12 protein-coding genes and 7 pseudogenes are annotated in these 15,733 nt (G+C 46.0%); 5 read left to right on the forward strand and 14 right to left on the reverse strand.

Translation table 11 applies throughout. The features are described 5' to 3' along the window. Window positions 1–149: 149 nt before the first annotated feature. Window positions 150–323, reverse strand: coding sequence for a GnsA/GnsB family addiction module toxin (locus tag AC07RN_RS00260; RefSeq protein ID WP_186753551.1), 174 nt, complete (start codon window positions 321–323; stop codon window positions 150–152). 178 nt (window positions 324–501) lie between these two features. Here AC07RN_RS00260 and AC07RN_RS00265 point away from each other — a divergent pair. After that, window positions 502–1,634 (forward strand): annotated as a pseudogene (locus AC07RN_RS00265) (IS3 family transposase). Between the two features lie 100 nt (window positions 1,635–1,734). Here AC07RN_RS00265 and AC07RN_RS00270 read toward each other — a convergent pair. The 6 genes and pseudogenes from AC07RN_RS00270 to AC07RN_RS00295 all read right to left on the reverse strand — a co-directional run. Beyond that, window positions 1,735–2,817, reverse strand: a complete 1,083-nt coding sequence (locus tag AC07RN_RS00270) for a DUF2442 domain-containing protein (RefSeq protein WP_478335273.1) — start codon at window positions 2,815–2,817, stop codon at window positions 1,735–1,737. 205 nt (window positions 2,818–3,022) lie between these two features. After that, window positions 3,023–3,460, reverse strand: a pseudogene (locus AC07RN_RS00275) (Y-family DNA polymerase); the annotation flags it as partial. Beyond that, on the reverse strand, window positions 3,444–3,878 hold the full coding sequence (gene umuD, locus AC07RN_RS00280) for a translesion error-prone DNA polymerase V autoproteolytic subunit (protein WP_478335274.1): 435 nt from the start codon (window positions 3,876–3,878) through the stop codon (window positions 3,444–3,446). The pseudogene AC07RN_RS00275 and the gene umuD, both read right to left, overlap by 17 nt. A gap of 469 nt (window positions 3,879–4,347) precedes the next feature. After that, window positions 4,348–5,670: a GTP pyrophosphokinase gene (locus tag AC07RN_RS00285; RefSeq protein WP_478335275.1), complete on the reverse strand. Its 1,323-nt coding sequence runs from the start codon at window positions 5,668–5,670 to the stop codon at window positions 4,348–4,350. Between the two features lie 210 nt (window positions 5,671–5,880). Further along, window positions 5,881–6,036, reverse strand: a pseudogene (locus AC07RN_RS00290) (ogr/Delta-like zinc finger family protein); the annotation flags it as partial. Continuing rightward, window positions 6,033–6,245, reverse strand: a pseudogene (locus AC07RN_RS00295) (phage baseplate assembly protein V); the annotation flags it as partial. The pseudogenes AC07RN_RS00290 and AC07RN_RS00295, both read right to left, overlap by 4 nt. 134 nt (window positions 6,246–6,379) lie before the next feature. On the opposite strand from AC07RN_RS00295, the gene AC07RN_RS00300 reads away from it, so the two are divergent. Beyond that, a complete protein-coding gene (locus AC07RN_RS00300; protein ID WP_478335276.1) occupies window positions 6,380–7,534 on the forward strand; it encodes a hypothetical protein in 1,155 nt (384 codons plus the stop codon). A gap of 76 nt (window positions 7,535–7,610) precedes the next feature. Here the strand turns inward: AC07RN_RS00300 and AC07RN_RS00305 are convergent. The 4 genes and pseudogenes from AC07RN_RS00305 to AC07RN_RS00320 all read right to left on the reverse strand — a co-directional run bounded on the left by AC07RN_RS00305 (window position 7,611) and on the right by AC07RN_RS00320 (window position 9,573). Continuing rightward, a pseudogene (locus AC07RN_RS00305) lies at window positions 7,611–8,065 on the reverse strand (phage virion morphogenesis protein). Then, window positions 8,058–8,517, reverse strand: a pseudogene (locus tag AC07RN_RS00310) (phage tail protein). The pseudogenes AC07RN_RS00305 and AC07RN_RS00310 overlap by 8 nt, the downstream one beginning before the upstream one ends. Beyond that, a pseudogene (gene lysC, locus AC07RN_RS00315) lies at window positions 8,480–8,593 on the reverse strand (Rz1-like lysis system protein LysC); the annotation flags it as partial. The pseudogenes lysC and AC07RN_RS00310, both read right to left, overlap by 38 nt. A gap of 41 nt (window positions 8,594–8,634) precedes the next feature. Beyond that, window positions 8,635–9,573 (reverse strand): omptin family outer membrane protease, encoded by a 939-nt coding sequence (locus AC07RN_RS00320; RefSeq protein ID WP_478335277.1) that lies wholly within the window; start codon window positions 9,571–9,573, stop codon window positions 8,635–8,637. A gap of 226 nt (window positions 9,574–9,799) precedes the next feature. Between AC07RN_RS00320 and AC07RN_RS00325 the strand changes: the two genes are divergently transcribed. Then, window positions 9,800–10,822 (forward strand): alpha/beta hydrolase, encoded by a 1,023-nt coding sequence (locus AC07RN_RS00325; protein ID WP_478335278.1) that lies wholly within the window; start codon window positions 9,800–9,802, stop codon window positions 10,820–10,822. Between the two features lie 8 nt (window positions 10,823–10,830). On the opposite strand, the gene AC07RN_RS00330 is transcribed toward AC07RN_RS00325, so the two are convergent. Continuing rightward, window positions 10,831–11,724 (reverse strand): LysR family transcriptional regulator, encoded by an 894-nt coding sequence (locus AC07RN_RS00330; protein ID WP_478335279.1) that lies wholly within the window; start codon window positions 11,722–11,724, stop codon window positions 10,831–10,833. 170 nt (window positions 11,725–11,894) lie between these two features. On the opposite strand from AC07RN_RS00330, the gene AC07RN_RS00335 reads away from it, so the two are divergent. After that, window positions 11,895–13,088 carry an MFS transporter gene (locus AC07RN_RS00335; protein WP_478335280.1) on the forward strand — a complete coding sequence of 398 codons (1,194 nt, stop codon included), beginning with the start codon at window positions 11,895–11,897 and terminating at the stop codon, window positions 13,086–13,088. 419 nt (window positions 13,089–13,507) lie between these two features. Continuing rightward, complete coding sequence (locus tag AC07RN_RS00340) at window positions 13,508–14,053, forward strand: chorismate mutase (RefSeq protein ID WP_478335779.1); 546 nt, start codon at window positions 13,508–13,510, stop codon at window positions 14,051–14,053. Between the two features lie 233 nt (window positions 14,054–14,286). Here the strand turns inward: AC07RN_RS00340 and AC07RN_RS00345 are convergent, their stop codons facing one another. Beyond that, window positions 14,287–14,679, reverse strand: coding sequence for a VOC family protein (locus AC07RN_RS00345; RefSeq protein ID WP_478335281.1), 393 nt, complete (start codon window positions 14,677–14,679; stop codon window positions 14,287–14,289). Between the two features lie 118 nt (window positions 14,680–14,797). Continuing rightward, complete coding sequence (locus tag AC07RN_RS00350; RefSeq protein WP_478335282.1) at window positions 14,798–15,724, reverse strand: alpha/beta fold hydrolase; 927 nt, start codon at window positions 15,722–15,724, stop codon at window positions 14,798–14,800. Window positions 15,725–15,733: the final 9 nt, after the last annotated feature.

Genomic DNA, 15,733 nt, shown 5'->3' on the forward strand with positions numbered 1-15,733 from the left:
AAACATTTTATATATTGAAGATTTCTTAGCAGAGTTTTTACTTAAGCCTGTTTATCGTATAACAAGTTTGAGATTCTGTCCCTTTACATTATGTTGTGATTATGGAATCTGTAAAAGGCCGCGAGCGCGACCTGATGATTATGGAATGCCTAGAGAAGGTGTATTTTAATCTGATAACCTTCAAGACCGGCCATCGTTTCCTTAGGGATAAATTCAATTGAGGAAAGTTCTTTTCCTGTCTTTTTTCTTAATTCCGCAGTTTTTTTCACAATAAGCGCTGCAATTTCCTCTTCAGCTTTTCTTACAAGTTCATTATTATCCATCATTTTACTCCTTTAGAACATTTGGCTTTCTTGCAAAGAAAGGTGAATAATTATCGAATATGATAACTCCCTATAAATTATAGACTATCACTTTGAATACCGCTTGGGAGCGAACTGAATCGCCACAGGTTTAATAGACACCTCAGAGTCATTTAAGATGGCTTAAAGAGAGGTGCCCATGAGCGGTAGGCGTTATCCCGAAGAGTTTAAAATTGAAGCAGTCAAACAGGTTGTTGATCACGGTTATTCTGTTGCCAGCGTTGCAACACGTCTCGATATCACCACCCATAGCCTTTACGCCTAGATAAAGGAGTACGGCCCGGATTCTTCCACTAATAAAGAACAGTTAGATGCTCAGACCGAGATCCGCCGTCTTCAGAAAGAGCTGAAGCTAGTTACCGACGAACGGGGCATATTAAAAAAGCCGCGGCGTACTTCGCAAAACTGTCCGACTGAGGTACGCCTTTATCCGCGACCACACCTGTTTCTGGCCTGTTCGCCTGCTTTGTAGGGTGCTGGATGTTCATCCCAGTGGGTTTTACTCCTGGCTTCAGCAGCCGCATTCACAACGCCATCAGGTAGACCTGAGACTGACAGGACAGATTAAACAGTTCTGGCTGGAATCGGGATGTGTCTATGGTTATCGCAAGATCCATCTGGATCTGCGGGATAGCGAGCAACAGTGCGGAGTCAATAGAGTCTGGCGACTGATGAAACGTTTCGGGATAAAGGTTCAGGTCGGATACCGGAGCCCGCGGGCACGTAAAGGCGAGGCCAGTATCGTGTCGCCTAACAGGCTATCCGGATGCTCCGGATGAGCGTTGGGTAACGGACATAACCTACATCATGGCTCACGAAGGCTGGCTGTATCTTGCCGTGGTTATTGATCTGTTCTCACGCAAAATTATCTGCTGGTCAATGCAATCCCGGATGACAAAGGACATTGTCTTGAACGCACTGCTGATGGCTGTATGGCGGCGTAACCCCCAAAAACAGGTACTGGTTCACTCGGATCAGGGCAGTCAGTACGCAAGCCATGAGCGGCAGTCGTTCCTGAAAGCACACGGACTGAAGGGCCGCATGAGCCGTCGCGGTAACTGCCACGATAACGCAGTTGCAGAAAGCTTTTTCCAGTTACTGAAACGCGAGCGGATAAAGAAAAAGATCTACGGAACGCGGGAAGAAGCCCGCAGCGATATTTTTGATTACATCGAAATGTTTTATAACAGTAGGCGTCGGCATGGTTCTAGCGATCAGATGTCACCGACAGAATATGAAAACCAGTATTATCAACGGCTCGGAAGTGTCTAGATTATCTGTGGCGATTCACTACTTCAAATTTAATTATAACAACGAGAATTATACTAATCTAGTTAATTACTATCTTTCGTAACTAGATGAATGTAAAAATTTAATTGAGCACTATGTCATCTATTAGGTATAGTGGATTGTTATCTCCATCAAAGAGATCATCCATATGGATTTGAGTGTCCAAGGCTGGCCATATAAGGCTTACGGGAGTCATTTGGTATTGTTTACGTTCTAACCTATTTGCTTCTAGTAGTTTCGGAAACCATTTAAGTGGAGCCCCTACGATCCTTCCATCTGCTAGTTCAACCCAAACCATAGAACGTTCAAAAGATACATTAACCGGGAATTCTAACGTATACTGCGGTTCAGGTAATAGTGTCATTTTTATACGGTCTGACTGCTTAACTGAAGCAGTAAAAGCTGAATTACTTCTGTTACGTTCGACATTAGCACTTTCAAGCATATGCTGCATTACGGTAAGTTGCGGACTGAGGCAATACTCTTTCGTCGCACTGATAATGTTACGCTGGAAAGATCGCCAGTTAATTTCTTCACTAATCGGTTCTGTAATCATCTGGCGCTCTTCTCCTGTAGCGTTTCCTACCTGCTCAGAAAGTGCTTTAAGAGAGCCCATCGCAACGTCAGAATCAGCGTAAAGAGTTAGTATCTCGCCACAAGTTAACTTTCCCAACAACACCGCTCGTTCATATTCTTCTGCCAATCCCATGATTGTGCTATCAGAAACATGATTGTTCCTGATCCAACTAACAATATTTTGTAGCGCAGCGACACGCTGAATAATGGCCATAGCCTGGCGGTTACAGTTAGTTAAGCGTTGAACCCGAGTAGTTAGAACATCGTCAACATTTACGATAGCGGACTCATCAATGATCTCCCTCAGTAGTTTTGAACGCTGGCTAAGAGTTGCTTCAATTCCTGAGTAAATCTTGAAAGTTTCGTTATGTCCTTTAATGACATATTCAATAAGCTGTACGTATCGGTTACGGGTGACAACCACTTGATGAAGTGAGGTAAGGCGACTTTCCCAGTACCTTGTATAGGCAGTTTCGATACCGCTAGGGAAAACATCCAGCGGTGGTATTGCATCGCCTATTTTCCCGTGCTGGGCGGCAACCATCGTCTGAAGTTTGTCTGTCGAAAGAGAATATAGATGCCAATTCATCAAATAAATCGAACTCTTATGAAATACCGGTTAACTAATACTGCTACCAACCTTCAAGTTTTTCCAGTATCGATTCAGTCGGCATGTCCTCCCGTTCAAAAAAACACTATCCAGCGGGCTAAACAGATTGCTTCATATGCTGCATGCATATGTGAAAAGCATTGTTAAATGCTACTAATGAAGGAAATACTTGATCACTGTATAACGCCAGCGTTTTGGTTGGCGCAATACCGACCCCGACTCTTAGTCCGGTGATTTTATACACCCTATCCCGCATCTGATGTCCGAACGTCTCAAGCGGCATACAGCCAGCAATACCCGTCAGATTAACAAACGCCTCGTCAATGGAATAAATGTCAATCGCGGGGGCCATCTCTTCCAGCGTCGCCATCACGCGCTCACTCAGATCGGCATAAAGCGCGTAATTAGAACTAAAAACAGCCACTTGCTGACGGTGAAGATCGTCTTTGATCTTAAAGTATGGCGCACCCATTTTGATGCCCAGTCTTTTGGCCTCTTCTGACCGAGAGATTATGCAGCCATCGTTATTCGAGACCACGACCACCGGCTTGCCCAGAAGATCTGGGCGGAATACCGTTTCGCAGCTGGTGTAGAAGCTGTTGACATCAATTAGCGCGAACATATTTGTGCGATTTCAACGTGTGAGTCACTACGCCGAAGATTTGCAGCTCTTCTTCGGCGTCAAAAATGATGGGAGAAAAGCGCGGATTACGTGGCACAAGCTGCAAAATGGGGCGAACGCGTAGCTCTTTCACCGTAAATTCCCCGGCGACGGCGGCCACAACGATGTCGCCGTGCTCAGGCGTTAAAGCGCGATCTACCACCAGCAAGTCACCGTCAGTAATCCCTGCCCCGATCATGGACTCCCCGCTGACCCGGATAAAATACGTGGCGCTGGGGTGCTTAATCACCAGTTTATTGAGATCGATGCGATCTTCTACGTAGTCCTGAGCCGGACTGGGAAAGCCACACGACGCGCGCTCCAGGAAGAGAGGTAACTCAATGAGAGTGTTGAGGTCGCACGAAAAAAGATGACTCATAATTGCTTACCTGCAGATAGCTGTATATAAATACAGTATTATGAGTTTTAGGTAGGGATCAAGGCACTTTTGGGACGATCATCCAAACACGTTGAAGTTTGTGGGAATTTAGTTTGCAGGGTGAGCACAAACACGCGCCCGGATGGCGTATCTCTGTTGCTTAACAATGAATCCCCGCCGTTTTGGTAGGCGCGCTTTTGTAAGGTTCGCTCCTCGCTGATAGCAGACCTACCGCCTTTATTGTGACGGCAAAATGCGACATAGACATTTCTGGTACAAGACATTAAATCAACGGCGCGAGTCCGCTTGTTCGAATAGGTTTGATGAACTATATGGCGATAAAAAGGCCCCATAAGGGGCTTTATGAAACGCTTCAACACAATGAAATAAAAGGATTTATTTCAGGTCATGTCCACATGTTGACCACATTGAGACATATAGCCCCGCAAATGCGGGGCTTTTAAAGTTATCATGAAATATTTGGATTTTTTACAATCATATTAGCCAACTCTCTGTTTTTAATGATTAAATCATTTATCAATTTTACACTGAAATTCTCAATTGTTAGCTGTTGTCTTGCGTCCAAATAATCTTCTAAATAGTCTATTACCTCACCTTCGCTTTTCGAAAACGAAATATTTTTCAAGTTCATAGTTTGAGTTAATGATTCCTCATTTGAACCATATATAATCGTTCTGTTAATATCATAATCCAATGCAACAGAGTCTACAAGAATTAGCTCAGGTGATTTAAAATAATATGCTAAAATAGATTTAAAAAGTGTTTCTTTTGCTTTTTCGCTGAAATCATAATCCCCATAACCGTCTTCTGCACATTTTTCCATAATGCTTTGAGTGTCGATTGGGAATACGTTAACAACAGCTCTAACTATATATTCATAAAGATGAGATACTGGATCTCGCTTTACGAATCTGAATATATGTTTTGAAGGTGTAGCCTCTTTATTTATTGGATTCAATTTAAACCAAGAAAGAACATTCGTGAGTTCATCTCTTTTAGTTTTATCAATTTTTTTTAAAATTTTGAAAATATCGTTAAAATCAACGTTATCAATCCCATCATATTGTAATGCAGTCATGAAAAATGAAGCAAGATCATAATGGTTTTTGAATTCGTAATTATCAGTTTCCGTTCTTTTGATGCCAGCAAGTTGTAATCTTTCTAATGCCAAATTACCACTTAATACCAACCCATTTATCTCATCGAGGATCATAAGTTCTTCATGAGAAAGATTCCCTTGCAAGGGCTTATAGACTAGGTCATGTTCAACCTCTGACCACGCGTGCATGAGCACGGAAGCAACTTGTATTTCTACAGGGTAATAATTAGAGTAACGACCACCATTTTTAATTTTTACACGAAAATGTTTGGCGGCATATCCAGAAAAAATCTTCTCATAGGTGTTGTTTTTTCGCACCCTCTTTTTTTTCTCAGGAAAAGTCTTTGGTTCTCCCTCCATATCAAATTCAGCAGATATAATCTCTTCAACCTTAATCATATCACCAGGAAAGTAAATCGCCACTCTTACTCCAGCAAGATCTACTATATCCTTATATATTTCCTCTACACTTGAATATGAAAACTCGGAGTTTCTATCAATTATTTTATCACGTAATCGCTTGGGTGATTTTGCCCTCGATGAAACAATTGCGCGTACACCAAAAGAATGAAGCTTCCCTCTAATATTATTTTCTACTAGTTTGGATAGATTTAAATAAAAATCAAACTCCTTATTATATCTTTCCATAAAAGAATTTATCACATCACCCATAAGTCCTTCCCTAATAATATGAAATCAGCACGCAATTTTCGATTGAAAGAGTAAACATACTTTATTTTATACTTCTTTATAAGCTTGATTTCAATGTTCTTATGGTTCACATGTTGGATTTAAAAAAACAAAGCAGTATCAGTGAGCATCAACAGACTTAAGGCAAATCATCACTAACGGTTAAATTTTTTACCACTACTAATCTCATACTTACTTACCTCGGTACACCCAGTGGATCTGTTGCTGGCCTGACGTTGTAGGATGTGGTGGCGCTGGCACGACCTCGCCAGGCGAAACGATAAAACGCTCGACCGTCTCAGTGGTTACAAACGTACACCTGCAGTTGATATTTGTGCACTGATGATAACCGCCCCGTCAGGAAAGGCGACGTGGAGCGCATCAGGTGAGGCAGACGGCGCAGGATGGTCATCAGAGAAAATGGAGGGCAGCACAAAGGCGGTGTCGAGCTCACCGCCGATAGCCAGTAAAAGCACCTGCTCACCAACAGAGGGAGCCCACCACACCCGCGAGCGACCGGCGCACGAGGTCAGCCAGTTCAGCCAGGTGGTTTGCATACCGCCGGCCTAGACGCGACAGAGCCCCGCATCGTGATCGACGTCGGAGATATAGCCAAGACGTAGTATGTTGCGTACTTGCCGGAGAATTTCATTGAGTTGTGTATTCATAATTGCATAATGAATTGAACCCCATGGAAGTTAAACTTGGTCTTGTTGGGGAAGAAACCATACAACACACCACAAAAAAAGAGGAAAGGATGGCAAGGAATTTTTTTGATGACGAGACAATGAAAGAATCCTTTCAGGTATATATAAATAAGCTCGCCACTCTAAAGCTGGAGACCAACTTTGAAAAGCAAAGACACAAAGCACTTTCAAAACTGCTTAAAAGTTTTATTTCTCAGTGTACCGAATGGGATGCCAGAACAGAGCACTCAATTGAAAACAAAAGCAAACAGCTTGGATACCGCATAAGCGCTTGTGAAATGACAAACTACGAAATAGACGAGACGATTGCTCTTTGTTTTGAGTTTGTTCTCGAAGCCGAAATGTTTGACAGTTATCTTAATGACTACATGACAGCTGAGGTTAAAGACTTCTGCATAGATTACATAGACGAATTACATCCTTCAGCGAAGAAATCCATACAAAGAAGTTTATTGGTAATGCCAAGTAGAATAGTAAGGCGGTTATCAGTAGCTCAAGATGTTAAAACATGCCGTGATTTTATAGAAAACGTCAGCAAATCGGAACGAATGATATATAAATGGGAAAAAGATATAGAAGAAAAGGAAAAAAGAGTTCAGAAATTGAATGATGCCATTTTACGGCAAGAGGCAGACTTCAACTTCGTTGGGTTATACGATGGGTTCTTTAGGCTGGGAGAAGTTAAAAGAATCGAAATGCTCTGGGCAAAAAAAATATTAATTGGCATTAGCATACTGATGCCAATACCTTTGATGATAGAAATGGTATATATGTTATTTTCAAAAGACACTCCTACAGTCACTTCTCAATTATACAAGCTAATCCCTGTAGCCTCAATTACGTTTATATTTATCTATTATTTTAAAGTTGCCATAAGCAACTTTAATTCAATCAAGGCACAGTTAGTGCAAATTGAACTAAGAAAAAGCCTGTGTTGCTTCATACAAAGCTACGCAGAATACGCTAAAGAAATCAAAGATGAAAATAATTACCTTTTAAGAAAATTCGAGGACATTATATTTTCAAACATAATGGTATCCGAAGAAAAAATGCCATCCACCTTTGATGGAATAAATCAAATAGCATCACTTATAAATAGTTTCAAACAAACAACAACGGATAAAAACAGCAATAACTAACCATAAACCTTGTCCGCATTAAAGTGCGGACAAGGTTTATGCATTTGTGTTTTATTAATCTACTGACGTTCTAAAATTATAAGAGGTCTTTATAATATTTAATAGTTAAAGATTCTTCCATATCTTTATCCTGTTCATTGAATCCAAGCAACTGACGCTCCGGGTATCGCACATGCTGAGCACGCGCGTTAGGCATGTCTTTTAGGCCATACTGATGGACACGCGCGATGCGTTGTACTTTGCTAGAAAATTCCACCAAAGCACTGTTTTTACTGCCACTGGCTTTCATGTAGCGACTTGTGCGCTGTTTCTGAAACATTGCACGCTTGATACGCCCTTTTTTTGCCCTGGGCGGCTGACGCTTCCTCATCTGAAACGGCGTGCCATCGGGTGCTTTTTGCTGTTTGATGCGTTGCTTTGCGATTTACGCAGTTCCTTCGCTATCTCAGCGGCAAGCTTGCGCCGTCCCGCCGGGGACAGCGCCCCAATCAGCCCGGCCAGCTTATCGTCAAAAGGCTTAAATTCACTCATCCCACTTGCTCACCAGTTCGCCATTGATATACAGCTCGATCGGTCGCACCAACGGCTCGGGTAATGGCGGCTCAGGCGCATAGCTGACGTGTAGCGCGCCATTTTTCTCCCTGACGAGGGTTCGCTCGGTGAGCTGCAGGCTGATACTGATATCGACGTTGTTACCGTCGTTTAAATCCATCTGGAAGCGATAGTCCTTTTCCCGCCCCTCATCCGTGGTGCAGATAGCCGGCTGGTTCTCACGCAGCCACCGGCACGAAAATCAAATCAGGATCGCCGACAAAGTCGCACACGATCACATTGAGGGTGTAAATCTTTTCGTGTGACAACGATGCCGCCAGACGCGCATCGATATTCCCCTCGTCGGCAAAGATGCGCATCATTCCGGGGTTGGTTTTTAACTGCGGAACGGCGTCAGTGAGTGCTTTGCGCAGGCTTTTCATTTTCTGCATCGATTTTGTCCTGACAGTCTTTGATGGTCTCGACCTTGAGCGCGCAGGCCGTGAGCGCGAGCTCAAGCCTGCGGATAAGGAGCCTCACATGACTTTAAATATACGCGTTGCGCAGATTTAGAATCGATATTGCAGACCGGCTGTAACAGTGTAGTTACTGTTGGAAATACCGGCAGCATCTCCGCCAATCGATGCTGATTCGCCCGTGTTGGTATCAATAATTTGAGTACCGCCTTTGCCTTCTTCATAACGGCTATAGGTAAATTCAGCAAAAACTTTTGCGTGCGGCGTGACGTAATATCCGGCATCAACTGAGGTGCCGTAATAGCGTGAATTTGACGTTTTCTCGCGGAAAGTCAGATCGCGCATATAGTGCTCGTCGTTATCATGGGCACGTACCCAATCACTGAATTTAAACAGAGCGTTAAATTCAAAGTCATTAATACGATACTGGCCGACCAGACCAATATATGGCATAGAGAAACGCTGGCTATATCCGATACCACGTTCGCCTGCCGGGAATTCGCCGGTATTGGCACCATTATCGTAATTGTAAGTACCGCCTTTAGCCGTCCAGCTGAAACGTGTTTCCTGATAACCTGCCGTTAAACCTGCTTTATAATTCTCGTCCTGGAAAACCCAGCCTTTAACATTAAGATCGTATTCGTTGGCATAATTAACGTGCGTATCCGGATGGGATGAGTGGTCTGTCCAAGAGGATTGCGTGTCGTCCTGCCAGTCATAATCGTCCATATGACCAGAGCCCGATGCCAGAGATGTCCAGCCGCGAGCATTCAGTGTCAGAAAAGAGAATGCATCCCAGGAGATGTCGCCTTTCAGAATAGCGACATTTTTTAGTTTCCAGTCCAGTTGGCTGACTTTACGCCCTGTAACTTCGTCGTAAACCATCTCATGGGATTTCCCGCTCAACATCCCACCCGAGGCTGAAACCGTTAAACTCTCTGGGGAAAAATTCGGCGTAAATTGCGCCGATCCTGCATAAACCGTTCCTGAAAACACTGCCATCATCATCACTGCAACACTACTTTTTTTCATTTTTATATCCCTAAATCAAACTTTATCAATGAGTTGCGAAAAGATTTTAAAAGTCACACAAATAACTATCAACTGCCAATATTGGTAATTTTTTGAAAACTTACGTAAGGATCAAACTGCTGGCTGGGTTCATTTTTATACGGACGAAGTGCGGCACAGGGGTTGCTTGAGGGCAGGAACTGATATTGGCGCTCTACTCTGGCAAAGGTGGTGAGCAATACTTTTTATGAAAAAACGATTTGTGGAAGTCCTGAAAAGAAAAATAGTGCATGCTTTGCGCGATACGCTTCAAAGACAGGGCCCCTCATCCACATGGAATTATTACGTGATTGACTTCATCAGTTTTAACGACCGCTATAAACAGCTCAGTTCTTTATTACCCCCCGCTAAAGAGGTAGCTGAATATCAGATAGCCGGATTAAACATTCGCCTCTACGAACCGACAGGCTCAGTGGAAGAGGTTCTTCTCGTTTATCACGGTGGTGGAGTCAATTCTGATGCGGGTTACGATATCCTTGCCCGCCAAATCGGTCATCGCGGATCGGTTTGTACCTGCCTTATTGATATCCGTGGGCACGGGCGTTCATCAGGTTATAAGGGGCAAGTTTCTCATCCTCAGCAGATCTGGCTGGATGTCGACACGGTTATTGAACATATCCACGCAAAATTCCCCGCGGCCAGAATTCATCTGTTTGGTCATTCAAGCGGCGGAGGAATGCTGATTAATTATTTCACGCGTTATACCCCAATTCAAAAAAGTGACAGCTTGATTTTACTTGCGCCTGAGTTTGGGCCTTTTTCGCCGACAAAAATGCGCAGAAGCGTATCCGTTCCGTTTGCGTCGGTGGAACAGTGGCCATTTATATTGAATGCGCTCAGTGCGGGATTATTGTGCGGTAATTGCTTTGCCGTTACGCTTAATTTCCCCGATGAGGTGCTATTAATAAAACCTGAATTTGTTAAGCGATACAGCGTAAACATGGCGAATGCTCTGACGCCGCGTCAACCTGCGAGACAAGTTGCAGCATTGCCCCTTCCGGTAACAGTTCTTCTTGCAGAAAACGATGAATTATTTGATGCCAGGATCATGGCAGAATTTATTGAAGGCTGTGGCAACCCGAATTTACGTAGTCTGATTATTGAGCGCAGCCATCACCTGGACTGCATTTTTAATGTCAGTGAAGAAATACACCACCATTTGAAGCGGGTTGTTAAACCCGCCTGTGTGCATCCCGATTCTGGGCATTAATTTCAGGGTTATGGCAACGCCAGTTGAACTTGTATCTCATCAAACAGGGCAATTAAATGATCGGCGACCACCCTTACTCGCCGAGAGTTGGCTAAGTCGGAATGCATCACCAGCCATAGGGTTTGATCGACGCCGATCTGCGGATTCACACATTGCAGGCCGTTTTTCCGTGCCATAAAGTGCGGCAATACTCCAAGGCCTATTCCAGCTGACACAGCCGCTAACTGGGCCACCAGAGTGTTCGCTTCCATTCGGCACGCCCTGCCCCGAAGCATCCGCGTGACCCAGCGCGCAGCGGGCAGATGCTGATGAGATTCTGGCCACCCGACATACTGAGCGTGACTGAACGCTACGTCAGCGGGCCCTTCAGCGCACGTTTTTATATAGGCGGCAGCGCCGTATAAGCCGAACCCCACATTTCCGAGACGTTTCAGCGTCAGGTTTCCGCTATCAGGTTTGATCATCCGTATCGCTAAATCTGCGTCCCGTCGATGTAGATTGACGGATTGCACGCCGCTGAGTACTTCTACCCGCAGGTCGGGATGCTTATCCATCAACGCGTTGAGCGAAGGCAAAATATAATGCGCGGCCAGATTGTCCGACGTCGCCAGCCGGACATGCCCGGCAACGTGACCCTGTAGTCTCGCCATCTCACCAAATGCCAGTCCTGCATATTCAAGTGCCTCAGCGTGTTCCAGCAGAGCCTCGCCATCATCTGTTAACCGATAGCCGCTCTGATGTCGGCTGAAAAGGGGAACAGACAGCGACTTTTCAAGCCGGTCCAGCCTTCTTGACAGGGTGGCAATGCCCATATTCATGGCTTCTGCCGCGCCGCTCAGCGTACCCGCGCGGGCGATAGCCAAAAAAATACGCGTATCGTCCCAGTTAAAATCTGTTTTCATCTTTTTCCGTTTATGGAAAACGGCTCTCCATTTTCAGGGCTGTTTTGTCACTTATCTCACGATGATACTGCACGTCATGCAACGAGATGACAACGAGGAACGAACCAGAAACCCGACGGCATCGGGTAAATCAATCCTTTTCATTCAATTTTTTCAAGGATATACATCAAATGAACGACAGTGTCTTACAGGTAAACACGGTACCCATGCGTGCCTGGCTCGCAGTAACAGCGCTTGGGATCAGCGCATTTACGATTGTGACCAGCGAACTCGCTCCCGTTGGCATGCTCAGCGCGTTGGCGAAAGACTTACATCAGACGGAAGCGGGAGCGGGTCTTGCAGTTACCGCCTACGGCTGGGTGGCTGCGCTTGCCGCTTTGCTGGCCGGCGCGATCCCCACCCGGTTTTCCCGCAAGGCGCTGCTGATTGGGCTCATGTTGATTTTGGCACTCTCTTGCCTGGCGGCGACGCAGTCACACACCATGCAGATCTTCATGACGGCAAGAATGTCGGGTGCCGTGGCACACGGCGCTTTCTGGGCATTAATTGGTACCGTGGCCATACAGCTGGTTCCGGTCGATAGGTTGGGGTTGGCTACTGCAGTCATTTTTTCCGGTGTTTCAGCGGCCAGCGTGCTGGGTGTACCGCTATCGAGTTTGATTGCCGACATGGCCGGATGGCGACAGGCATTTACCGCGATAACCGTTCTGTCATTGGCAACCGCCGTGGCGTTACTTTGGACGCTGCCCACGCTGACGGCACCGCAACCGCTAGAGCTGAGGACATACGTCGGGATATTTAAAAATCCTCGCCTGCTTTCACTCTTCGGTGCCACGGCCTGCATTATTTCCGCCCACTTCGCCGCATTCACGTATCTCGAGCCGCTGCTGACTCAAACCCATGGGGTACCCGCGGCAACCATTTCAGTCCTGCTTCTTATTTCAGGACTCGCCGGTCTACTGGGAAATATCATTGCCGGTAAGCTTATCGATCGACATATCAAAATACTGGTGATGACGGCACTGCTGCTCAGCGCGGCCGCGCTGGGAATGCTGGGCGTGAAGAGCGGGTCATCGCTTCCGATTTGGTTCACCGGTGCGCTGCTTGCCATCTGGGGAGCAGGAATGGCCATCGTATTCGTTGGCTTACAAACCTGGTTGCTGCGTAGTGCGGGAAATGTGGCGCAGCCCGCTTCAGCCGTCTACGTCGCCATTTTCAATGCCGCGATCGGGACGGGCGCACTTGTCGGCGGCATGGTATCGACAAAAGTCGGTCTTCAGACAATGGCGTTACTGGCGGCGGTCGTCATGGTCTGCAGTTTGGCGCTGATTTGGATGCTGAAAAGCCCGGCGAGACTGAGGTAATGCAGAAGTGGCGCAGCCCATTTTAAAATCGGATAGTGCTGTGTCCGCTCCTCGCTCATGAGGGACAACCCTACTCAACTCGCTCACCTTGCAGGATCTTTTGAGTAGGGACCTGGCTCGGGACAGCAAGCAGAGCGGCGATTTGCAGCAGAGGATCGGTAGCCCTGTTCAGGGTGAGTAACTAAAGGGATAAGGAAAGTTGTTGCCACCTTGATAGAGCCTGGCAATCTGCACAGTAAAGACGATTTTTTCCAATCCCCTGTTGTTGCCAACACCTATCAGCCCTGCATTCTATGACATTAAAATCCCAGCAGAAATGACGCTTACACCCCTGATTATATTTTTGAAACAAAACAATAACACAATGTTATTATTCATAATGTAGGCTAATGTCAGTTTTCATCTAACTGAGCCGATTCATTATGCACTTTTTTGCCATCTTCCTTTCTTCACTGCTTATGTGCAGTACAGTTTTTGCCGGTTCAGTGACTTCCGTGTCGCTCGGGGAACTGTCATCCGCACTGAATGAACGCATGCTGTTGATGCCAGATGTGGCTGGCTATAAAGCGCTGCATCATCTGCCCGTTGAAGACCTGCCTCGAGAGAAAATCGTCATAGACGCTATGACAAAAAATGCACACGACGCCGGACTGGCTTCCGACACCGTTGTCCCTTTTGTCAACGCGCTGATGAATGCCGGGAAGGCAGTTCAGTACCGCTGTCTAGCCGACTGGCTGGCCACGCCGCAGGCCAGTGCTCCCGTTACCGACCTTGCAAATACCCGACAAAAGATACAGCAGACTGACACCCGGATAATGACGGCCATCAGCAAACGTCTGATGGTCGGCTCCTTTTCCGAAGCCGAGATGGCGTGGCTGGAATCGCAGATGACGCCCCCTGGACTTAGTGCTGCGGATAAAAAAAATATCCTTGTAGCCCTGTCGCACATTCAGCGAGCACGTTAACGGTAAATGGCGGTCAGCTGGCCGCCACACTAGCCGAGTGCTTCACCAATTAACTAAGAGCCTAAGCAGATACTGATGACAGCTTTACGGCATTCACGGCCGACGCGATTATTTTTTTAAGAGAACAGGCCCTGTCAAAACCGAAACTGGCGGCGGGTAATGGGTTATTTGGCGTTATTTCTCACGACCCGTCTTATATTGAAAAACGCCTGATGAAGAATGTCTGTGTCCATCTAACCAGGATAATAAAATTCAATTCTTATCCCACTCGGTTCATAGCACATCATATGCATTGATGGCCCTTCTTTGATAAGGGTTGGCTCAAATTCGATTTCAATCTGATTCGCCTTCAATACATCAAGAAGCTGATACAGCGCTTCTTTACTTTTAACCCGTAAAGCTAAGTGATGGAGCCCGATATTCATTTTACGATCAAATTTAACGGGCTCTTCTGTTTGTGTTTTCCAGAGCGTTATCGTAAGTGCGTCATCTTTCACAAAGATGGCTGGATAATCTTCGCGCCGTTTAACTTCTTCCCAGCCTAATAACTCAGTAAAGAACTTAGCGCTTTCTTCAAGATTCGAGACGGCTAAACCAATATGTTGCACACCGGCAGTCACTGACATGGTGAGTGTTCTCCTTTAGGGAATTGCTTTAGCCAACGTTTCATCGCTAGCGATATACGCGCTGGCTGGAGTTCATTTTTATATTCAGCGCAGACCGCCACTGTGTCCGCGCGGGGAGTTAATCTGACGGACGGATATGACGGTCCAGAAAGTTGCGAACGTCAAGACCAATCTCTTTTGCATGCGTTTCGAGTGCGAAGTGGCCAGTATCGTAGAAGTTAATGACGGCATCAGGAATATCGCGTTTCCAGGCTTCAGCACCCGCTGCCATGAAGAAAGGATCGTGTTTTCCCCAGACGGCTAACAGCGGGGGCTGATTATCACGAAAATAGTGCTGGAATTGGGGGTACATCATGACATTTGAGGCGTAGTCCAGTAACAGGTCGAGTTGGATTTCTGCATTGCCAGGGCGCAAAACCTGCATCCCTTCTAGCGAATAGCCATCAGGTGAAACAAGGCTCTGATCGCTAACCCCTTCCAGATACTGCCATTTTATGGAAGCCGGCGTTGGAAATTCACTTAAGGCACTCCGGTTCTCTGGCGTGGGATCGCGCCAGTATGTCTGAATAGGCGCCCAGGCTTTTCCCAGTCCCTCTTCATAGGCGTTGCCATTCTGGGAAATGATGGCGGTCACACGCTGCGGATGTGCTAATGCCAGTCGCCACCCGACCGGCGCGCCGTAGTCATGAACCATCAGCGCATAGGTATCGAGATTAAGTTCTTCAGTGAACTGATTAATTGTCTCGGCAAGCTGGTCAAAGGTATAAGCATATTCGCCCCTCTCTGGTGCTTCGGTATAACCAAAGCCCGGCAAATCTGGCGCAATCAAATGATAACGTTCGGCCAACTGGGCAATCAGGTCGCGAAACATAAATGAGGAACCCGCAAAGCCATGAAGCATCAGAAGCGTAGGGGATTTAGGGTCACCTGCTTCTCGGTAGAAAACCTTAACATCGCCTGCCTGTTTGTATCGGTAATGAGTTCTTATCGCGTGTAAGGCGGATGCGTTATCTGCAGCAGAAAGCCCGATTGTGGAAGATGCCATGACAAACCC

The sequence above is a fragment of the Lelliottia sp. GFLA7 genome, from assembly GCF_056490165.1.